Origin of the sequence: Endozoicomonas sp. ONNA1 (assembly GCF_024606325.1) — a bacterium.
Classification (GTDB): Bacteria; Pseudomonadota; Gammaproteobacteria; order Pseudomonadales; family Endozoicomonadaceae; genus Endozoicomonas_A.
The window spans coordinates 14,203-33,841 of sequence record NZ_JAHHPN010000720.1 but is presented as its reverse complement, the minus strand read 5'-3'; the positions used below and the strand labels follow the sequence as shown (position 1 = coordinate 33,841).

The following is a 19,639-nucleotide window of genomic DNA, read 5'->3' as shown; positions in this document are numbered from 1 at the left end:
TCTTACAAATCCTTCAATGAGGGCAGCTCTTTTTGGTCCTGTTGAGGAAAGCCATGAAGCAATGGGGCCCTGACAGAACCGCAATCTTCAGTCAGTGGGTACATAATACCGATATAGAAAACTTACACTATGCTCGTTAGAAGGCAGGTGAAGTTGATATCGTTTGGTTAAATCTTGCAACTCAAAAACCTTGCTGGTGTGTCGAAGTAAAGTGGTCTGATTTACCATGTTCTGACTCCAGAGTTCTAAAGGGGATTATCGCGTTCATAAAACAGCATGATTTAGTTGATGGCTTTCTGACACTCCCCGCCCTATCGAGGGTGTCGCAAAACTCCAACAGCTCGTTACCATGCTCTGAGGTCGTCATTCCCGCGAAGGAGGGCGTTGCAAAAGCCCTACTTCGCGGGAATGACGAGAATGAAGGCGGGAATGACGATGACGAGGCATCAGTTCTTCCGCCTGGCATCGTCATGGCTTTTCACAGGGTAAGTCATAAAAATTGGGAAACTTTTCTGCCAGTTTTTTATCTCATTATTTACTAATAAACAGAAATGGAGTTTATTTTATGACAATGAGTGTTGCGGATGCATGTCAAATCTGTTTCGGTTCTTTTAATGAAAAAGATAATGAAGATCTTCGATGTGATAATAAAAAAGTGATTCTTCCGTGCCATGAATCTCATGTTTTTGGAAGAAAATGTATTGCTAAATGGTTTGACCAATCTGAGACTTGTCCTAGTTGTAGGTCTGCAGTGCCGTCATATATTCTTGAGAACATGCCTCGATCATTGCGTGAGCGGGTAACCAGAAAATTATCTCAAATTGCTACCTATGCTTTTATTGGTGCTGTTGGCTCTGCTCTTATTGGGGCAACTTTTATTGGTACCTCTGGCATTATTAATATTGCCACTTGTTTGGTTGGGACTGATGATGTTATGACTGTCGGTGTTTTTCAAGATAGTTGTCCCGCAAACTGAATTTTAGGCCGCCTGTTTCAAGCGTGCCTCCGACTCCGGAATTCTCTCCGGGTTCAATGCTACCTCTCCTGCAGGTTGCCAGTTACTGGTTTGCCCTGACCACCGTGAAGGGTTCGCTTCTCGAGCTATGCTGTAAACCCGGTCCCGATGCTCAAGAATCTTTTGATCCCTTTTCTCGTGCCGTTGTACAGGCGTTACAAAGCGGATAGAAGCTTCTGTAAAACAGCAGATTTACGTTTCTTTGAATAGCGAGGCATATTAAACATCCACCACCCACTGTTTAACATTACTGGTTAATCAGTAACCGGGACATTGACAGGCTCAAAGAATAGTACATTGCGTTGAAACTTATTTTCTTTTCTTACAGGCTATCCGGTCGACCATTGACAGTTTCACCTGATCCGCTACAGTGTCCTCACTCCACCTGCATGCCACCTGACGCCCCTCGGGCGGCATTCCCATGACATCAGACAATATTGCGGAGCATACCATGTCAGTTTTGAGAGTCGCTGTGAACGGAGCCAAGGGCAAAATGGGACAAACAGTGGTTGAGTTTGTTCAAAAACACAGCCGTCTGGAACTGGCCGCTACTATCGATCTGGGCGACGATCTGGCCGCGGAAGTGAAAAACAACGCCGCCGATATTGTGGTTGACTTCACCCGTCCGGAAATTCGTATGGAAACCGTGAAGAACACCTTGTTCTCTGGTGCTTCTGCCGTAGTGGGCACCACCGGCTTTACGCCTGACGATCTGGAAACTATTCGTGGCTGGGTCAGGGAAACCGGCAAGGGCTGCTTTATTGCGCCTAATTTCATCGTGGGTAACGTACTCATGCAGCAGTTTGCCAAACAGGCTGCTCGTTATTACGAATACGCTGAGATCATTGAATACCACCACCAGCATAAAGTGGACTTTCCATCGGGCACGGCCGTAAAAACAGCCGAACTGATGAGCGAAGAGCGCGAGAAATTCAATAGTGGAACTCATGATCAGGTTGCCAACATTGAAGGCTCACGAGGCGGTGATTACAAGGGAATAAAACTTCACGCTATACGTATGCCGGGCTTTGTAGCGTCTCAGGAAGTGATCCTGGGCGACAGTGGTCAATATCTGACCATCCGTCATGATTCCATTGAACGCACGAGCTATATGCCTGGCATTCTTATGGCCAGTGAGTACATTCATGACAAGGCTGAATTGGTTTATGGGCTGGAACATATTCTCTGATCAGAAAGAATGAAGTGATTAACAGATGACATTATCAAAACCTTCGGTAAAATCAGACTTGTCGGCAGTCTGATTCACGCTTTATGCCCGCTATGAGTATCCTGCAAAAGACAGCCATAGCGAATAAACAACCATGGCGAATAAAATGCGGCAAGAATCGGACTGCAGTATATGCTTACCCTATATGAATCGCAGTAAGAGCTGAACTCTCGACTTGAATACCCAGATCCAGGCAACACCGACAAAAAATGCAGGTAGGACCTGCCAGTTTCTCCTAGAACCGGACGATCCACGTCGATTCGCAGAGCTCTGCGGACAATTCAATCAGCACCTGAAACAAATAGAACAGCGCCTTGGCGTTGATATTCGTTATCGTGGCAACCAGTTCACGGTCAGGGGTGAAGATCGAAATGCCCAGGCGGCTTCTGAGATTCTCAAGCGTCTCTACAGGGAGACCGGAAAAACGGGACACCTGACGGCTGAGACAGTGCACCTCTACCTCCAAGAGTCTGCGGTTGAATGGATCCACGAACCCAGGTCCGACAACCTGATCGCTCTGCGAACCCGCAAGGGTACAGTCACCCCAAGGGGTGAGAACCAGCAGAAATATGTTCGCTCCATCCTTACTCACGATATCAATTTCGGTATTGGCCCGGCGGGCACCGGCAAGACCTATCTGGCTGTTGCAGCCGCCGTCCAGGCCCTGGAAGACGAAGAAATACGTCGAATCCTGTTGGTCAGGCCTGCTGTCGAAGCCGGCGAAAAGCTGGGTTTCCTGCCGGGTGACCTGTCTCAAAAGATCGATCCTTATCTTCGCCCTCTCTACGATGCACTCTATGAAATGCTCGGCTTTGAACGAGTAGACAAGCTGATCGAGAAAAATGTGATCGAAGTTGCACCCCTCGCTTACATGCGTGGTCGCACCCTTAACAACTCATACATTATTCTTGATGAAGCCCAGAACACGACGCCGGAACAGATGAAAATGTTCCTGACCCGTATCGGCTTTGGCTCGACGGCCGTGATTACCGGTGACATTACCCAGGTCGACCTGCCCAGAGGTACCCGCTCTGGTCTGGCTCATGCCATCGATGTTCTCAAAGGTGTGGACGGTATCGGTTTCACCTGGTTTAGCGCTAAAGACGTTGTTCGTCACCCGATTGTCCAGAGAATTGTGCAGGCTTATGATCGCTTTGATCAGGCGAATCAGAACAAGTCTTTTGCAGGGGTACAGTAATGTCTGCGAACGTCCTTGTCGACATTCAAATAGCCAGCGAGAGCCCCAGGCTCCCCTCAGAAGCTGATCTGCACAAATGGGCAGCTGCGGCTATCGGTGATCATCGCAAAGAAGCCGAAATCAGCCTGCGAATTGTTGACAGCGACGAAGGTGCAGAACTCAACCGACAATGGCGTCACAAAGACGGGCCTACCAACGTTCTGTCTTTTCCCTCTGACCTGCCGAAAGCACTCAATCTGCCTCTTTTGGGCGATCTGGTCATCTGCACACCCGTCGTTGAACGTGAAGCAAGGGAACAGAACAAAACCCTTCAGGCACACTGGGCTCATATGATGGTTCATGGCACACTGCACCTGCTGGGTTATGACCACATTAAAGAAGACGAAGCCGGGGCGATGGAATCTCTGGAAACAGCGATTCTCGAGAGCCTGGGTTTTCCTGATCCGTACCAGTCTGAAAAGAGCGGATCATCATCATAGGAGAGGCTGGCCGAATCATGAAGATGTTGCCATGAGAAGGCCTTCACGGTAATACAAGGTAATGAACGACGACACTGCTCCGGGCGACTCGCCCGCCCCGACATGGAAAGACAAACTGGCGGCTCTGTTCACTCAGGACCCTCAAAACCGGAATGAGTTGCTGACTCTGCTCAATGATGCCGGACTCAGGGGCATTATTGACCATGAAGCTCTCAGTATTATCGAGGGAGCTGTTCAGGTAGCCGATATGCAGGCCAGGGAGATCATGATCCCACGCTCGCAAATGGTCTGCGTTGATGAAGATCAGGCGCCCCGGGACTTCCTGCCCAAAGTGATCGAATCAGCCCACTCCCGCTTTCCCGTCATCGGCGATACCAAAGACGAGATTATCGGTATTCTGCTGGCCAAGGATCTGCTTCCGCTGATTCTTCAGAATGGCAAATTCAATATCAAGGACCACCTTCGCCCTGCCACTTTCATTCCTGAAAGCAAACGTCTCAATGTGCTCCTGAAAGAGTTCCGGACCAACCGTAATCACATGGCTATCGTCATTGATGAGTTTGGTGGTGTAGCCGGTCTGGTGACGATTGAAGACGTTCTCGAGCAAATAGTTGGGGACATAGAAGACGAACACGATGTGGAAGAAGACAGTTTCATCAAACCGGTTGAGGAACAGTCCCGTACTTTTATAGTCAAAGCCCTGACCCCCATAGAAGACTTCAACGAACACTTTGAATCCAGCTTCAGCGACGAAGAGTTCGATACCATTGGTGGGATTGTCCTGCGAGAGTTTGGACATATGCCTAAAAGGAATGAGTTCGTGGAAATTAACGGCTTCCGATTTGATGTTCTGAATTCTGACGGTCGTCGAATTCGACTGTTGCGAGTCAGCTCCGCCTAGTTCTGGCAAACTGGCCAAGAGGACTCATGATGACTGGCTTTAATACTCAGACACTCTCCTGGCCAGTCATTGCTGAGGAAACTGACTTTCCCGTATTCCATTTATGAACAAAAAAACGCTTTACTTCGGTCACTTTGCCACGCTCTTGGCCGGAAGCTTGTTTCCACTGGGCTTTAGTCCCTTTAACATCTGGCCTGTTCTGATCGTTGCCACAGCAGCAGGCTTTGCTTATACACGTACAGAAACTGTAAAAACGACCACAGTCCGAGGCTTTTTGTTTGGACTGGGCCTCTTCGGCACAGGGACTTCATGGGTTTATGTCAGTATCCATCGTTTTGGTGCTGCCTCAGCGCCTCTGGCCAGTCTGCTCACAGCCCTTTTCGTGATGATGCTGGCTGCCTTAATGGTCATGCCGCTGTTCTATCTCTATGCCAGACTCAGACACCGATTCAATATTCGGGCACCCTGGCGACAGGCCCTGCTTTTCGCCGGATTATGGACACTGTTTGAATGGGTTCGCAGCTGGCTGCTTACCGGCTTTCCCTGGCTTCTTGAAGGCTACGCGTTGCTTGACACACCTGTTCAGTCGTGGGCACCTGTCGTAGGTGTTTTTGGCTTGAGCCTGCTCATGGCAACCGCCGCTGCCCTGATTACTGCGACACTGGTCACAGATCGCGCGGATCGGAACCCACCTCTGATCGCCCTGTCAATCACTTTAGCGCTCTGGTTTGCATCGGTTCCACTGGGTAAAGTACAGTGGACTCGTCCCGTAGGAGAGATTAACTTCAGTGCTGTTCAGGGGAACATCCCTCAGCTCTTGAAGTGGGATCCTGGCTATGTTGAGGAAACAATCAATACTTACTATGGACTGTCTAAAGCCGAGTGGGACCAAGAGCTGATCATATGGCCTGAAAATGCCATACCTCTTTTCTACAGTCAGGCCAGATCCGTGCTCAACCGGCTCAATCGTAAGGCAGCTGAACACAGCAGTGCCTTGATTCTCGGGTTACCTATTGATGAACGATCTGAAGACACGCCATCTTTATTCGAAGAAAAATATTACAACGGCATCATCGCTATGGGTCTGGGAGAAGGTCGATACTATAAGCAGAAGCTGGTTCCCTTTGGGGAGTACGTTCCTTTCGATTCAGCCCTGCGTGGCCTGATCAGCTTCTTTGACCTTCCTATGTCGGCATTCAGTCCGGGACATAGCAAACAGGAAAAACTGCAAGTCCCCAACGCTGTGATTACCACCTATATTTGTTATGAGGTGGTCTACCCTGACTTTGCTGCCCAGCAGGCAAAAGACAGTGGGTTGTTAATTACTATCAGTAATGACACTTGGTTTGGCAAATCCATTGGCCCTGAGCAACACTTCCAGATGGCCCGTATGCGCTCACTGGAAACGGGTCGATACATGATTCGCGCGACCAACGACGGCATCAGTGCTCTGATAGACGATAAGGGTCAGGTTGTTGAAAGTATCGAACGTTTCAAACCCGGAGTACTGAGAGGTACTGCTGAAGTCATGACAGGCAGTACGCCATTCATGTTATTGGGATCCTGGCCTGTTTTATTCCTGTGTTTGTTAATGATTGCAGTGGCAGGTCTGTGCGCAAGAAGATCGGGCTCTGATTCAAAGCAATAAGAATGGTCCGTCAGCCGCCCCTCTTCTGATTTAAAAAAACATTAAACAACACCCAATTCTTTCAGTCGTTCCATCAGGTAGCTGCGATGGGTATGACGCTCAGACAAAACCACCTCATCGCGTGGATGCAGGAACAGAGGCAGGGACATTCTGGATTTACCACTCTTACCACCAGTAGGGTTGATCACCCTGTGACTGGTGGAAGGGAAATAACCACCGGAAGCTTCCTGCAACATATCCCCTGTATTGATAATCAGGTAGCCGAACTTTGAAGGAACATCGACCCAGCGGCCATCTTTCAGCTTGACCTGCAAGCCAGGCTCACTGGCGGCTGGCAAAATAGTCAGCAGATTGATGTCTTCATGAGCCGCTGCGCGGATAGCTCCAGGTTCTTCTTCGCCAGTGAGCGGAGGATAGTGAAGTATTCTCAACAGCGTATTAGGCGTATCCTCAATCATACGGGAGAGCGGCTCGGAAAAGCCTTCAGACACTTCAGAAGGTGCATTACTTTCAACCCAGCCCAGCAGCTCACCCGCCAGACCAGAGGCTTTCTCATAATAATCTGTAATGTCTGATTTCAGATCAGCAGGAATCCTTCCCCAAGGGTAAATATGGTAATACTCTTTAATATCTTTCTTCTGATGCCCCTTGGCCACTTCAGACACTTCTGGCGGGAAATAGCCGTCCTGTTTCACGGCATCAAACAGAAAATCCTGTTTGGCCGGAGAATTAAAGAAATTCAACCAGTTATCGTAAATTGACTGAACCAGATCCTGACTCAGGGGGTGATTGGTTAAAACCGCAAAACCGGTTTCGCGGAGCGATTCGACAAATTTTTGAGCCGCATCTGTGGCCGTATAGTCGACTACCTGAACGTCCATTAACTTGATATCCGGTGAAAAAAAGTGACGAAGTATTATCGTTTAGTAAAAGAAAAGAACAAGCTTTACGTAGCAATAAAGGCATTTAACCGGCTTTATACAAAAGATTGATTTTTTATTCTCAACAACCGCCGATAGGCTATAAGGATCTATGATATTGGCGTTCGCGTCCGAATTCCGGACTGGATTGAGTTCCGATTCAATGAAAAACTCCAACTTCATGCTAAAGCCCTGGCGACATTTGACTCTGGCACTACTAATGGGACAGTCGACAGCCATGTACAGCTCTACAGAACCCCTATCCGGGGTGCGAATTGAACGAGATAGTCTGGGAGAAGTGACTGTTCCCAGGGATGCCCTGTACGGTGCCCAGACCCAGCGAGCGGTTGAGAATTTTCCTGTCAGTGGCCAGTCATTGCCTCACCCTTTCATTGAAGCCATTGTCCGCATCAAAAAAGCCGCAGCCCGAACCAATCAGTCACTTGAGTTACTGGCTGATGACAATGCTCTGGCCATTATTGAAGCGGCAGACATTCTTATTGAAGGAAAATACGCTGATCAGTTTCCTATCGATGTCTTTCAGACTGGTTCTGGAACGAGCAGCAATATGAATGTGAACGAAGTGATCAGTAATCTGGTCAATCGTTCTTCCGGATTAAAAATCTCGCCCAATGATCACGTCAATATGGGCCAAAGTAGTAACGACGTGATTCCTTCTGCTATTCATGTATCGTCTGCATTGCTGATTCATAATCAATTGCTGCCCGCTTTGGATCATCTTCTGAAGGTCATGGAAAAGCGTCGGATAGAGCTTGAGAATACTGTGAAAACCGGCCGAACCCATATGATGGATGCCATGCCAGTGACTTTTGGTCAGGAAATCAGTGGTTGGATAGCGCTGCTCAACAATGACAGACAGCGAATCAGGCAGACCCTTGAGCGTCTCTCTCAACTCACCCTGGGTGGAACCGCTGTGGGAACCGGAACCAACACCCATGAAGACTTTGCAAAAAAAGTCAGCAAACAGCTGAGCCAGGATACCGGCCTGCTTTTCAAGCCTGCCAGTAACTTCTTTGCTGCCCAAAGCCTGCCGGCCACAGCACTTGAACTGTCTTCTGACCTTCGCAGTGTAGCGGTGTCACTGATGAAGATCGCCAATGATCTGCGCCTGATGAACAGTGGACCTTTGGCGGGGCTCGGTGAAATTGAACTGCCTACCTTGCAGCCTGGCTCCAGTATCATGCCAGGTAAGGTGAATCCGGTTATCTGTGAATCAGTTACTATGGCGGCCGCCCAAATCACAGGACTGGATGCAGCCATTGTTATTGCAGCCCAATCTGGTAATTTTCAGCTCAATGTTATGCTGCCACTGATCGCCAACAACCTGATCAATAGCATTACCCTGGCCAGCAATAGCAGCCTGATTCTCGCCGATAAGGCTATAGCCAATTTTACCGTCAGAGAAGCTCATATCAAAGAGACCCTGAGCCGCAATCCGGTGCTGGTGACAGCGTTGAACCCCTTGATTGGCTACATGAGGGCGGCAGAAATTGCCAAACAGGCGTATCGTGAAAAACGCCCGGTCATCGAAGTCGCTAAAGAAAAAACCGGCATGTCAGAAGAGGCTTTGAAGAAGATTCTGGACCCGGGACGGGCTACCAAAGGCGGCGTTGCCAAATAGCTCTGTCCTTCGATACTCTTTCTAACGGTTGGTCAGCCGGTACCAGATAAGCCCCAGATATTCGTGCAGGGCCAATTCACTCACCCTGAGATTTCGAACCCTTGGTATCCAGTAAGTCCCCTTCTGCCAGGTAATCTCTTTCGAGGCAAATGACATGGGAGCCGGAATCACTTTGAAGCCAACCCTTTCAAAACTCAATACTGACCTGGGCATATGCCAGGCATGAGTGATCAGGACAACGACAACCTGCTCTTTACCCGGTAGCTTTTTACCCCTTAGCTCTTTGCTCAGTAGTTTTTGACTGTTTCGGGCATTTTGCCGGGTTGACGTGCTCTGAGTTTCTATCCATGTCACATCAACGTTGTAGTCATTCTTCAGAACCCTGACCATCACTTCCGATTCAGGTCGTTTCCCTCCTCCAGCGACCAGAATGGGGACTTCACACTGCCGGTGCAGCAAGGCAGTATATCGAATGCGTTCAAGTGACAGAGGGGTGGGCTGATAGCCCTCCAGTTCAGGAGAGCTTCTGGGCCTTCCAGCCCCCAGTAGCACCATGGCGTCGGCCTTTTTACAAACACCTATATCAACAGGAGGATATATCTCCAGCCCCCTGGCCAAGAGGTTAGCAACAGGCGCAACAGAGAGTAGATAGAGAAAAATCAGAGCGACCCACGCCAGCCAGCCCATTGTTGTTTTAAAGATCATTCCCACAATCAGCATCCATACAATATTCAAGGGGGGTAACAGGCTTAGCTTGAGAAATGACCGAAGCGGCGACCTTGTGGCATTCAGAAAACCCTGCAATCGTCTATCCTCAGTCGATTATACCCATTGCCTGCGAAGATGTGGGATATTGGCTGCTTTCGCCAGCCCGATGACCTACTATCAGCAACCACAATATAACACCATCGTTGAGAAAAAAGCTTAACCTTGAGTAGCCACATGACCGAAAAAGAGAAAATGCTCGCAGGACTGGATTACCTCGCATTTGATTCTGAACTCACTCAGGATCGCCTGGAGGCCAAGAGACTGTGTCACCGCTTTAATCAAGTTTCACCGGACGACAAGACACAACAGGCAGAAATCCTCAATGAACTTCTGGGCACCCTTTCAGGTGTCTGGATAGAGCCCCTTTTTTATTGTGATTATGGTTATAACATCCATCTGGGAGAGAACTTCTACGCCAATCATCACTGCACGATTCTCGACGGCGCTAAAGTCACCATTGGTAATAATGTGCTGTTTGGCCCCAATGTCACCCTTAGCACTGCAGGACACCCTCTGGATGCAATCACCCGAAACACAGGACTGGAGTTCTGCAAACCCATCACCCTGGGTGATAACGTCTGGCTGGGAGCCAATGTAAGCGTCAATCCGGGAGTCACAGTTGGCGATAACTCTGTGATTGGAGCGGGCAGTGTGGTGACTCGTGACATCCCGGCAAACAGCGTGGCAGTGGGTGCGCCCTGCCGAGTGATTAAATCACTTCTGTCATAGAGAGCCCCGGATTCACGACTTCGTTTCTACTTTCTTTGATTTTCGACAAGTCAGACGAGCAAACAGAATGCCCACCTCAAAGAGCAACCACATCGGGACCGCCAGCAGAGTCTGGGAAATCACATCCGGAGGTGTAAGCAACATGCCCAGAACAAAGCAACCTACGACAATATAAGGACGCTTACCGGACATAGACTCGACGGTTGAGATTCCAGACCAGATCAGAAGCAATGTGGCGACAGGAATCTCAAACGCCATACCGAAGGCAAAAAACAGTTTCAGAATAAAATTCAGGTAACTGTTTATATCGGTCATCACCGTGACACTCTCAGGGCCGGTACTGGTAAAGAACCCAAAGATCAACGGAAAGACCACGAAGTAGGCAAACGCAACTCCGGTATAAAACAATACGACACTGGCAACCAGCAGCGGTATTGCCAGCCTTTTCTCATGCTGGTATAGCCCTGGTGCAATAAAACCCCATATCTGGTGCAGAATAAATGGAACAGAGGCAAACAGTGCCAATACCATGGTCAGTTTGAATGGCGCCAGAAAAGGCGAGGCAACATCCGTTGCGATCATGGTGCTGTTTTCCGGCAGGAACACTCTCAGAGGTTCTGAAAAGAATTCATAAAGCGAACTGGAGAAATAGAAAAGCCCGGCAAAAATAATCAGCACAACAACCATGCTGCGCAGGATACGGGTTCTCAGCTCAAGCAGATGTTGAACCAACGACTGCTGCTCGTCATTGCTCTCGGTGGTAGATGACATTAGTTTATAATCCTGACAAACCCTGCTGAAATATGTTCACAAGTGCCTGACCAGTTAGTCTCACAATCAGGCTTTATGGGAAACTTCTTTTTGAGCACTGTCGTTCTGTGCGGCCTTTTTTACAGCGGCGTCGTTCTCTTCTTCGGTCAACGCCTGCTTGAAGCTTTTCAATGCTCCCCCCAGGTCGGCGCCCAGACTCTTCAGCTTTTTCGTACCGAACAGCATTACGACAATCAACAGAATAATTAATAGCTGCCAGATACTGATTCCACCAAGACCCATTGTTGTTCACTCCGATGGTTAATCCCTATGAAGCATACTCAACTGCAACCCCTGCTCACAATCAGTAGATTCAATGGGACAGCCGCTATTTGCGAAAAAACAGGCATCATACCTGCACAGAACCCTACCGCAGAGGTTTTCCAAACACCAATTTCATTCGATTAATGATATGTCCAACCTTACAATAACGGGCAATATTTATAAGGATGGCTTATGAGACATTCAATTCTTGAGATCTTCTGGCGTTTCCTGATGCTGGGTTGCTACTCCTTCGGGGGACCCACAGCCCACATCGGCTACTTTCATAAAGAGTTTGTAGAACGTCGCAAGTGGCTTGGTGAAAGAGATTACGCAGACACCGTAGCCCTCTGCCAGATGCTGCCCGGACCGGCCAGCAGTCAGGTAGGGATGAGTATAGGCTTTGAACGTGCCGGCTTGCCGGGTGCTATCGCTGCATTTCTGGGTTTCACCCTTCCTTCTGCCCTGATTATGATCCTGCTGGCACTGGGCTACAGCGAAATATCCGGCATCCCTGCCGCTATGGGAATGCTTCAGGGCATTAAGCTGTTTGCCGTCGCTGTGGTGGCTGATGCCCTTATCAAAATGGGCAAATCATTATGTCCGGATCGTCCCAGGGTGACGATAGCGGTGCTGTCAGCAGGAGCCATGTTACTGCTTCCCCATGTATTCACCCAGATTGGGGTCATTGTTTTGGCGGCAGCCTTTGGGTTCATCATCTATAAAGATCAGTCAGTGGATGACGAACACGCCCGGGTGAAAGGCAGCAAACGGCAGGCATGTGCTGCCTTTGTTCTGTTCCTTGCCGGTTTGCTCTTACTGCCTTTCATAACAGGTATGGCAAACTCAACCAGCCTGAACCTCTTTGACAGTTTCTATCGGGCCGGCGCCCTGGTATTTGGCGGCGGCCATGTCGTTCTGCCAATGCTTCAGGCTGAAGTTGTGCATGCTGGCGGTGTTACTCCAGATGCTTTCCTGGTAGGTTACAGCGCCGCTCAGGCAGTACCCGGCCCTATGTTTGCCCTGGCTCCTTTTCTGGGCGGTGTATACGGTGGCACCTACAATATTTCCCATGCACTGGCCGCTCTTTTTGGTATTTTTGCCCCCTCTTTCCTTCTGCTGGCAGCAGCCTGGCCTTTCTGGAATCGTCTAAAGTCGATGCCAAAGCTGAGAGCCGCTATCAATGGCATTAATGCCGCGGTGGTGGGCCTGCTTCTGGCAGCCTTTTACAACCCGGTCATTACTCTGGCCATCAAGGATGCCCAAGACGTTGCCCTGGCATTAATGGCTTACCTGCTTCTGGCAGTCTGGAAGCTGCCCATTGCCTGGATGGTTCCCCTGTTTGCAAGCATTGGTTTTCTGTTGATCTAATCTTCTGGCACCTTACAGGCTCGGGGAACTATTCATTCCCCAGAGCCTCTAAGGTATATAAGCTGTTTGGAGGGTAAGATTATGCAGTTCGTAGTGTTTTGGAATATTAACTGGTTAAAAGAGCGACTGAGGCAGAAGCCTCTCTCTGGTCAAGAAACCTACCTGTACCTGTTATGTTGGCTGGTGTTTCTAACCTTGTTTTTTTTTCCTGAAAACATTAATGACAGCTTTTCCCATTCGGGCTGGCTCGAAGTAATAGAACTCTCTATTCCCTTTATTGCTATCTTTTATGCCTGGCTTTGCAACGGGGGTCGTCAGGGAGAACAGTTCTGGACTCGACTGATTTCAATAGGTTGGGTCGTCACCATGAGAACCTTGGTATTCTGCCTTCCGGTCTTTTTAATATTGGCGTTGGCGCCGATGGAACAGTCAGAACTTATTTATGAATCAGCCGCCACATTGGCAGGGTTATTCATTATCTGGCGGCTGGGGAGTCACATTGAAGGGCTAAGGGATGTCAATAAAAAAACTTTCCTATGAACGCATTCCATGTTGATGATTTTCCTTCTTAAGAGCGGCGATAGCGGCTTCCTTCGTCCCAATATCCCGCCACAGATTGAAGCTTTCTTTAGGGTTCTTATACCACTTCAGTGTGTCTCTTTGTTTGATCAAATTCTTCAATACACCTTCTTCGTTGGATATTTTAATTTTCCGATCATGCAAACGTTTAGCCTGTGACAAATCGTCTAGAAAATCTTCTGCTTCATGTTTGACTGTATCAACAGTCTTACCCATCGCTTTTTTAATTTGATCCAGAGGACTCCTATGCCTTTTTCTCCTCATTTCAGCCATTTGTTTTTCGGCTTCCTCAAGCTTATTTTCAATATGGAGCTCAGCATTGGTTTTAGCGTTTCTAGCGTCGATTTTCAGACTGCGAGCCTTCATGAGCTCCACGTCTTTCTCCATCTGGGTTACACACTTTGCAGCCCGCTCTTCACACCTTTTAGCCTCAGCCATAATTTGTTCTCTTGAGCCCTCAAGGATGGGTCTGCCACCTGCATCCTTAGCCTGCTTGCTTTTGACCCGATCCACAGGGACCGTATGCTTTTTTCTCCTGCTTTCAGCTAACCTTATGTCTTGCTCAAGCTCAGCATCGAGCTTAGCATGGAGCTCAGCATTGGTTTTGGCACTTTTGGCATGGTTTTCTGCCTCTTGAGCTCTTTGAAGTGCATTGTCTTTCGCATACCTCGATCTGTACTCCCCAGCCTGCTTTTTCAGCTTGTTAGCTTCAGCGATATAGTATTCTTTTGATTTCCTCAGGATGGGTTTGCCATCCAGAGCCTCAGCAGTACGATGATTATATCGCCCAACCCTTTCGCTTTTGACACTCTCTGGACTCTGTGAAGATGATGCCCCAACCAAGCCTTTTAGAAAATTTATTGGTCCAGCCATTGCTCACTATCCTCCCTGAGAGCAGAAAATCGCTTACATCTAACTATCGACAATTTTCCAGTTTCTTCCATTAATAGAGGGAGTCTATGGAAATTCTTCTCCCATACTCTCCCCAAAAACGTTATATTGTAACAAATCCAATCAGTTTCAGATGTCATGATCAAAGCAATCCCCACTAACCTGATTACCGGTTTCCTGGGATCCGGTAAAACCACTGCCATCCTTCACCTGCTGGCCAACAAGCCCAGTGACGAGACTTGGGGTGTGCTGGTGAATGAGTTTGGCGAAATCGGCATCGACGGCGCCATGATGTCGGGCAAAGGAGCCGTTGTCCGGGAAGTTCCCGGTGGCTGCATGTGCTGTGTTGCCGGACTGCCGATGCAGATCGGGTTGAACATGCTGATTGCCCGCAGCAAGCCAGACCGTATTCTGATTGAACCCACCGGACTGGGCCATCCTGAGCAAATCCTGCAAACGCTTTCAGGTGAGCACTATTCAGAAGTACTGGATCTGAAAGCCACTATCTGTCTGGTAGACCCCAGGAACCTGAAAGACCAGCGTTACCTGGATAACGAAAATTTTCAGGACCAGATGGCCCTGGCAGATGTCATCGTGGCCAATAAAACCGACTGTTGTGAGGATTCCGACAAGGCGCGTTTTGACGAATTCTGCCGCTCCATGAAAAACAAAGCGTTCAAGACAGCCTGGGTAGCTCATGGTGCATTGGAGCACCAATGGCTGGATCTGCCCAGAGGTCATCAGGTCGCTCTGCATCCTGATGCGCACCACTCTCACAGCGCCATGCCGGAAACGGTTCCCCTGCAACTGCCTGATGGCGAACTGTTTATCCGACGGGAGAACAAGGGGCAGGGCCATTTCAGCTGTGGCTGGCTGTACAGTTCAATGCTGGTGTTTTCTTTCGATGCACTGTTTCATCTGTTCAACAGCATACCCGCCAAACGTCTGAAAGCTGTGGTTCATACCAGCCTGGGACCCAGGGCATTTAATGCCCAGGATGGCGTTGTCAGCATCATGGAACTGGAAGAATGCGATAACAGTCGGGTTGAGGTGATTCACAACGAACCTCTGGCATGGAATGAGATTGAAGACTCACTGTGCCGGGCGGCAGGATTGGTCGCCGATTCCGAGTGAAGGTGGTTTCAGATACCACAACGGGATCTCAATCAGATCCCGTTTCCAGAGTGCGATGATTTTTAATGGATGACAAATTTGCCAGAATCAAGCACCACAACACTTCTTATATTTCTTACCACTGCCACAGGGACAAGGGTCGTTCCGACCAATTTTGGTGACAGAAACCGGATCGGGCGTTTCCATAATGGCATCCCAGCGGGTGCGTATTCCCGAACCAAGGGAAGCCAGTTCTCTAGCCACAGAAGGCACGGCAGAGAGCATCTTCTCGATGTTCGGCCCACCCGATTTTTTAGCTTTCTCCAGCAGCTGTTCAGGGTTAGACCAGACGCTCAGGAGAATGGTGCAGGCTGTCCAGGATTCTTCCAGCTCTTTCATAGCCTTGTGCTGGAAGACTTCCTCCCAGAAGTTCACCAGCATGGCATTGGCTTCACCAAAACCTTTGGACCACTGTTGCAGATTCGGGAACCGTTCATCTTCTGGCGTTTCTGACAGACAGTCTTCAGGAATAATATCCAGCCCCATTTCAACAGCACGCTCAATGGTGTCGTATAGATTGAACAATATACGATGAATGTCTTTTTCCTGCTGTTCATCCTTAAAAGCCGGTACTTCGCCAAAGATTTTTTTAAGCCAGCGATTGGGTGGAACTTGCTGAGGTGACCCCCAGATACCAAAGAGGAAACCTTCCACTTCCTGACAAGACATGCGACCATACTCAGACAGCATAGCCTCCAGCATGTCTTTCTGGGCATCGTCAAAACGCCAGTCAGGAATAAAGGAGCGAGTCTGTCTCAGACCCAGCTCAATCTCTATGTCTTCAATATCACCATGAATCTCGCGATCGACTTTACCACGCTCAAAGGCATCGCGAATGACTTTAACCGCTTCTTTACCGTGCAGATCAATCAGAGCACCGACCAGAGCCGTATTGAGATAGGTTCCATCATCTTCCCTGTCTTCCAGAAGCTTCTGAAGGCCCGCCACTGTCTTTTCACGATCCGCTTCATGGTAAGTTGCATTCCAGCGCAGAGACTCTATTGCAAGATCCCGGGCATCCTCATTGTCCTCGTTGTTCCTGGCAATACCCCAAAGCCGATCGGTGGCCACTTCGCCAAGACGACCGACCGCAGAAGGCAGATACTCTGCAATCACAAAGTGTTCATCATCCTTGTAGAACAGATCCAGCAGGGGCTCCACCGCTTCTTTTGCCTGAAGAATACCCAGAACCCTCCAGGCGTGAACGGGTGACCAGACAGTTTCGGCATCGTCATGATCAAACGAGGCCCAATCCTGAGCCAGCTTCAGAAGCTCCGGGATATGCGACTCATTAAATTCAAAACGGCTGTAATCCGTCCAATCCTGCCAGTCGCAGTAGCCCAGGCCGAGAAGTTCAGAAATGGGAGAGGTGTAGGGACTCATGAAGATATCCGAAGGTGATCTGTATACAAAGGCTCGCAATCATAGTAGATCAGTTCAACGAATCCAACACCCCCTGGCCCGGCGGGGCAGCCCGAACCAGAGACTCATGGACTCAGGCAAGGTCATCCTTTGCAGGATTAACTTAACGCCTGAGGATAGCAACCCAGCGGCCAAGATTGAGCAGGCTGCCCAGTGCTGCGGCAACATACGTCATGGCTGCCGCTTTTAAAACGTCTCTGGCAGCGGGCATATCTTTTTCTGAAAGGTAACCCTCCGCCAGAATGGGCAGGGCTTTTTTAAAGCTGGCATCCAGCTCTACAGGCAGGTTAATCAGCTGCACCCAGATAGCCGCAATCATGCCGGAAACACCGATCAGAATCGTTAGCAAAACGCTGTGAGGAACCCGGGTCAGAGCAAAAACCAACGGAGTAATCATGAGCGCCATGGCACTGAAGCGCTCTATAGTCATGGCAAGACTTATCCGTCTCTGGCGCAGCATAAATCCGGCATGTTTCTCCTGATGCTGAAGCGCGTGACCGGTTTCATGGGCCGCGACTGCGACTGCGGAAACTGAGCGTCCATCATAGTTTTCTGGAGAAAGCGAAATCAGAAATTCTTCCGGGTTGTAGAAATCTTCTCCCTGGTTGCCTTTGACGACCTTCACGCCCTCAAGACCAAAGCGCTCTACAAGATGTTCAGCCAACTCGCCACCGGTTCCCTGAAGATCCGGACGATCACCGCTGTGCAATCTGAGTGTTCGCTTTACCCAGATCTGAGGACCAAACACCAGAACAAGAATCAATAATCCCAGGATGACAAAGACCATTTCGTGCTCCCAATCCATTGACCCAATTTTTAACCCGGAAATTTTATAAAGTATCGAGCTTTTTGCTCTGCTACTCTCTCAATCTAAAGCGGCTTTATGCGCTTTCCGGTTTATTTTACCTTGACCTTTTGAGGCGAGCCATCAAAGCAGTTTCAGGATTAAAAAATGGCCTGTTCACGAACCACGTCGGCAATCATTTTCAAGACGACCAGGGCCAGAATCAGCCTTGGAGCCCAGTGCATATTTTTTACATCTTTTAAAAATTGCAGCATGTTTTTCAGCTCATCTTACCGCTTACTGTTTATGGAAAAGTCTTTCATCAGGGAGGATGCATTTACTTTTTCACTCATAGTTGTGAGGCTTTATATCATATCTGAGCCACCAGCCCATATAGGGACCATCGCTGGTATAAGCCAATGAAGGTATTTCTCTCTCCCTGCTATTTGCTCAAATCCTGTCTGAATCAGGGAACTTCGCATCCTGAGACGCTATATTTCTTAATAATTTTGCCTGGCCCCAGAATCTGCTTTTCATGGCTATACCCAATTCTGTCCCCGAGTACGATCACCATACCGTGTCCCGCCTGCTGCTGGATATTGCTGCCCTGCTGATGTCATCCGGCGCTCATACAGACCGGGTCGATCGCAATGTACGAAGAATCTCCCATGCTCTGGGTTATGACATTGAACTGTTCTTCTCCTTTGCCGGGATTACTTTGACTCTATCTGACCAGAAAAGCCCCCACCTTCAACACACGGCTTTTCGAGGAGTCGGCCATTACGCAGTCAACCTCAGTGTGGTATCCGCCATTAGTCGAATGAGCTGGAAGGTCTCCTTTGAAAACTGGCCTCTGACCGATATTGCCACAGAAATAGAACGTATCCGAAGCATTCCTCATTACCCAAAAATGGTATTACTGGCCATGGTAACTCTGATGGGTATGGCCTTTTGTCGACTGGCCGGTGGAGAAATTCAAGCCATGTTGCTGGCAGGTGCGGCAACCGCCATTGGCTTTGCCACCCATAATCAAATGGTGGCCAGGGGTTATAACCTTGCCCTGAGCATCGCCTCTGCTGCTTTTGTCGCCAGTACTCTCAGTGGACTGGGGCTGGTGTTTCACTGGGGACATTCGCCGGAAATAGCCGTGGCCACTTCCGTTCTTTTTTTGATTCCGGGCGTGCCCCTGATCAACGGTGTTATTGATCTTCTGCATGGTCATATCATTGTCGGACAAGCACGAGTCACCCATGGCATCGTTATCGCATTGGCTATTGCCATGGGTATCGTCATCAGCTCCGCACTGTTGGGGGTTCATCAACTATGAGCGGATTGCTGTTAGAAAAGTGTGTTTGGGCTGCTCTGGCTGCAATGGGCTTTGCCACACTGTTCACTTCGCCCCTTCGGGCATTCTGGGCTTCGGCTTTTCTGGCCGCCCTGGGATACGGACTGAGAGGCATAGCTCTGCATTTTGGTCTCGATATGCTGACATCCACACTGCTGGCGTCGTGCACCATCGGGCTGCTGTCTATTCAGTTAGCACATTGGGTGCACACGCCCACAACTGTGTTCATGGCACCTGCCGTTATTCCGATGGTGCCGGGTGTCTACGCCTACAGAAGTATGATGGGGCTCATAGAAATGAGTCAGACCGCCACGTTCTCAAGCGATCTTTTAATGCAGACCATCAGTGATGGGCTGAATACGATATTTATTCTTTTATCCCTGGCCGTCGGTGTCACGATTCCATACCTGCTCTTTAAGAATCGCAGCGTCAAAGACATCCGTTTGTTGAAATCCCGCCGACCCAGAGTTTAGTG

General features: G+C 49.1%; 20 protein-coding genes. 13 read left to right on the top strand and 7 right to left on the bottom strand.

Annotated elements, in window-relative coordinates:
• The first annotated feature begins 565 nt into the window (after positions 1-565).
• The 6 genes from KDK19_RS16975 to lnt all read left to right on the top strand — a co-directional run bounded on the left by KDK19_RS16975 (position 566) and on the right by lnt (position 6,469).
• Positions 566-976 carry an RING finger domain-containing protein gene (locus tag KDK19_RS16975; RefSeq protein ID WP_257280893.1) on the top strand — a complete coding sequence of 137 codons (411 nt, stop codon included), beginning with the start codon at positions 566-568 and terminating at the stop codon, positions 974-976.
• Positions 977-1,466: 490 nt separating this feature from the next.
• The gene (gene dapB, locus KDK19_RS16970; RefSeq protein WP_257292428.1) at positions 1,467-2,204 is read left to right on the top strand and encodes a 4-hydroxy-tetrahydrodipicolinate reductase; all 738 of its coding nucleotides are present in this window, start codon (positions 1,467-1,469) and stop codon (positions 2,202-2,204) included.
• A gap of 214 nt (positions 2,205-2,418) precedes the next feature.
• Positions 2,419-3,441: a PhoH family protein gene (locus KDK19_RS16965; RefSeq protein WP_257292427.1), complete on the top strand. Its 1,023-nt coding sequence runs from the start codon at positions 2,419-2,421 to the stop codon at positions 3,439-3,441.
• Complete coding sequence (gene ybeY / locus KDK19_RS16960; protein ID WP_257276497.1) at positions 3,441-3,920, top strand: rRNA maturation RNase YbeY; 480 nt, start codon at positions 3,441-3,443, stop codon at positions 3,918-3,920. Before KDK19_RS16965 ends, ybeY begins: the two co-directional genes overlap by 1 nt.
• Positions 3,921-3,981: 61 nt before the next feature.
• Positions 3,982-4,821 carry an HlyC/CorC family transporter gene (locus KDK19_RS16955; protein ID WP_257280896.1) on the top strand — a complete coding sequence of 280 codons (840 nt, stop codon included), beginning with the start codon at positions 3,982-3,984 and terminating at the stop codon, positions 4,819-4,821.
• Between the two features lie 103 nt (positions 4,822-4,924).
• Positions 4,925-6,469 carry an apolipoprotein N-acyltransferase gene (lnt, locus tag KDK19_RS16950; RefSeq protein WP_257280897.1) on the top strand — a complete coding sequence of 515 codons (1,545 nt, stop codon included), beginning with the start codon at positions 4,925-4,927 and terminating at the stop codon, positions 6,467-6,469.
• Between the two features lie 41 nt (positions 6,470-6,510).
• On the opposite strand, the gene KDK19_RS16945 is transcribed toward lnt, so the two are convergent.
• Positions 6,511-7,350 carry an isopenicillin N synthase family oxygenase gene (locus KDK19_RS16945; RefSeq protein WP_257280898.1) on the bottom strand — a complete coding sequence of 280 codons (840 nt, stop codon included), beginning with the start codon at positions 7,348-7,350 and terminating at the stop codon, positions 6,511-6,513.
• A 277-nt stretch (positions 7,351-7,627) separates the two neighbouring features.
• Between KDK19_RS16945 and KDK19_RS16940 the strand changes: the two genes are divergently transcribed.
• Positions 7,628-9,031, top strand: coding sequence for an aspartate ammonia-lyase (locus KDK19_RS16940; RefSeq protein ID WP_257280956.1), 1,404 nt, complete (start codon positions 7,628-7,630; stop codon positions 9,029-9,031).
• A 21-nt stretch (positions 9,032-9,052) separates the two neighbouring features.
• Here KDK19_RS16940 and KDK19_RS16935 read toward each other — a convergent pair whose 3' ends face one another.
• Complete coding sequence (locus KDK19_RS16935; protein WP_257280899.1) at positions 9,053-9,736, bottom strand: YdcF family protein; 684 nt, start codon at positions 9,734-9,736, stop codon at positions 9,053-9,055.
• 237 nt (positions 9,737-9,973) lie between these two features.
• On the opposite strand from KDK19_RS16935, the gene KDK19_RS16930 reads away from it, so the two are divergent.
• Complete coding sequence (locus KDK19_RS16930) at positions 9,974-10,528, top strand: sugar O-acetyltransferase (protein WP_306671227.1); 555 nt, start codon at positions 9,974-9,976, stop codon at positions 10,526-10,528.
• Positions 10,529-10,540: 12 nt separating this feature from the next.
• Here the strand turns inward: KDK19_RS16930 and tatC are convergent, their stop codons facing one another.
• The gene (tatC, locus tag KDK19_RS16925; protein WP_257280900.1) at positions 10,541-11,299 is read right to left on the bottom strand and encodes a twin-arginine translocase subunit TatC; all 759 of its coding nucleotides are present in this window, start codon (positions 11,297-11,299) and stop codon (positions 10,541-10,543) included.
• Between the two features lie 66 nt (positions 11,300-11,365).
• Positions 11,366-11,581, bottom strand: a complete 216-nt coding sequence (tatA, locus tag KDK19_RS16920) for a twin-arginine translocase TatA/TatE family subunit (RefSeq protein WP_257276486.1) — start codon at positions 11,579-11,581, stop codon at positions 11,366-11,368.
• 213 nt (positions 11,582-11,794) lie between these two features.
• On the opposite strand from tatA, the gene chrA reads away from it, so the two are divergent.
• Both chrA and KDK19_RS16910 read left to right on the top strand, forming a co-directional pair.
• Complete coding sequence (gene chrA, locus KDK19_RS16915; protein ID WP_257280901.1) at positions 11,795-12,970, top strand: chromate efflux transporter; 1,176 nt, start codon at positions 11,795-11,797, stop codon at positions 12,968-12,970.
• Between the two features lie 81 nt (positions 12,971-13,051).
• On the top strand, positions 13,052-13,510 hold the full coding sequence (locus tag KDK19_RS16910) for a hypothetical protein (RefSeq protein WP_257275616.1): 459 nt from the start codon (positions 13,052-13,054) through the stop codon (positions 13,508-13,510).
• On the opposite strand, the gene KDK19_RS16905 is transcribed toward KDK19_RS16910, so the two are convergent.
• Complete coding sequence (locus KDK19_RS16905; RefSeq protein ID WP_257288822.1) at positions 13,505-14,422, bottom strand: hypothetical protein; 918 nt, start codon at positions 14,420-14,422, stop codon at positions 13,505-13,507. The two genes, KDK19_RS16910 and KDK19_RS16905, sit on opposite strands and share 6 nt — an antisense overlap.
• Before the next feature lie 156 nt (positions 14,423-14,578).
• Between KDK19_RS16905 and KDK19_RS16900 the strand changes: the two genes are divergently transcribed.
• Positions 14,579-15,574 carry a GTP-binding protein gene (locus KDK19_RS16900; protein WP_257292426.1) on the top strand — a complete coding sequence of 332 codons (996 nt, stop codon included), beginning with the start codon at positions 14,579-14,581 and terminating at the stop codon, positions 15,572-15,574.
• 87 nt (positions 15,575-15,661) lie between these two features.
• Here KDK19_RS16900 and KDK19_RS16895 read toward each other — a convergent pair whose 3' ends face one another.
• Together KDK19_RS16895 and KDK19_RS16890 are read right to left on the bottom strand one after the other, a co-directional pair.
• Entirely contained in the window at positions 15,662-16,996 is a 1,335-nt protein-coding gene (locus KDK19_RS16895; RefSeq protein WP_257280904.1) for a UPF0149 family protein, read from the bottom strand.
• 142 nt (positions 16,997-17,138) lie between these two features.
• Complete coding sequence (locus KDK19_RS16890) at positions 17,139-17,822, bottom strand: zinc metallopeptidase (protein WP_257292425.1); 684 nt, start codon at positions 17,820-17,822, stop codon at positions 17,139-17,141.
• A gap of 532 nt (positions 17,823-18,354) precedes the next feature.
• Here KDK19_RS16890 and KDK19_RS16885 point away from each other — a divergent pair.
• Both KDK19_RS16885 and KDK19_RS16880 read left to right on the top strand, forming a co-directional pair.
• Positions 18,355-19,146 carry a threonine/serine exporter ThrE family protein gene (locus tag KDK19_RS16885; protein WP_257292424.1) on the top strand — a complete coding sequence of 264 codons (792 nt, stop codon included), beginning with the start codon at positions 18,355-18,357 and terminating at the stop codon, positions 19,144-19,146.
• Positions 19,143-19,637, top strand: coding sequence for a threonine/serine exporter family protein (locus tag KDK19_RS16880; protein WP_257292423.1), 495 nt, complete (start codon positions 19,143-19,145; stop codon positions 19,635-19,637). Before KDK19_RS16885 ends, KDK19_RS16880 begins: the two co-directional genes overlap by 4 nt.
• Positions 19,638-19,639: the final 2 nt, after the last annotated feature.

Bases quoted from the DNA above. Each gene is read 5' to 3' on its own strand.
- KDK19_RS16975 (WP_257280893.1), top strand. From the start codon at position 566: ATGACAATGAGTGTTGCGGATGCATGTCAAATCTGTTTCGGTTCTTTT.
- dapB (WP_257292428.1), top strand. From the start codon at position 1,467: ATGTCAGTTTTGAGAGTCGCTGTGAACGGAGCCAAGGGCAAAATGGGA.
- ybeY (WP_257276497.1), top strand. From the start codon at position 3,441: ATGTCTGCGAACGTCCTTGTCGACATTCAAATAGCCAGCGAGAGCCCC.
- KDK19_RS16955 (WP_257280896.1), top strand. From the start codon at position 3,982: ATGAACGACGACACTGCTCCGGGCGACTCGCCCGCCCCGACATGGAAA.
- lnt (WP_257280897.1), top strand. From the start codon at position 4,925: ATGAACAAAAAAACGCTTTACTTCGGTCACTTTGCCACGCTCTTGGCC.
- KDK19_RS16945 (WP_257280898.1), bottom strand. From the start codon at position 7,350: ATGGACGTTCAGGTAGTCGACTATACGGCCACAGATGCGGCTCAAAAA.
- KDK19_RS16940 (WP_257280956.1), top strand. From the start codon at position 7,628: ATGTACAGCTCTACAGAACCCCTATCCGGGGTGCGAATTGAACGAGAT.
- KDK19_RS16935 (WP_257280899.1), bottom strand. From the start codon at position 9,736: ATGATCTTTAAAACAACAATGGGCTGGCTGGCGTGGGTCGCTCTGATT.
- KDK19_RS16930 (WP_306671227.1), top strand. From the start codon at position 9,974: ATGACCGAAAAAGAGAAAATGCTCGCAGGACTGGATTACCTCGCATTT.
- tatC (WP_257280900.1), bottom strand. From the start codon at position 11,299: ATGTCATCTACCACCGAGAGCAATGACGAGCAGCAGTCGTTGGTTCAA.
- tatA (WP_257276486.1), bottom strand. From the start codon at position 11,581: ATGGGTCTTGGTGGAATCAGTATCTGGCAGCTATTAATTATTCTGTTG.
- chrA (WP_257280901.1), top strand. From the start codon at position 11,795: ATGAGACATTCAATTCTTGAGATCTTCTGGCGTTTCCTGATGCTGGGT.
- KDK19_RS16910 (WP_257275616.1), top strand. From the start codon at position 13,052: ATGCAGTTCGTAGTGTTTTGGAATATTAACTGGTTAAAAGAGCGACTG.
- KDK19_RS16905 (WP_257288822.1), bottom strand. From the start codon at position 14,422: ATGGCTGGACCAATAAATTTTCTAAAAGGCTTGGTTGGGGCATCATCT.
- KDK19_RS16900 (WP_257292426.1), top strand. From the start codon at position 14,579: ATGATCAAAGCAATCCCCACTAACCTGATTACCGGTTTCCTGGGATCC.
- KDK19_RS16895 (WP_257280904.1), bottom strand. From the start codon at position 16,996: ATGAGTCCCTACACCTCTCCCATTTCTGAACTTCTCGGCCTGGGCTAC.
- KDK19_RS16890 (WP_257292425.1), bottom strand. From the start codon at position 17,822: ATGGTCTTTGTCATCCTGGGATTATTGATTCTTGTTCTGGTGTTTGGT.
- KDK19_RS16885 (WP_257292424.1), top strand. From the start codon at position 18,355: ATGGCTATACCCAATTCTGTCCCCGAGTACGATCACCATACCGTGTCC.
- KDK19_RS16880 (WP_257292423.1), top strand. From the start codon at position 19,143: ATGAGCGGATTGCTGTTAGAAAAGTGTGTTTGGGCTGCTCTGGCTGCA.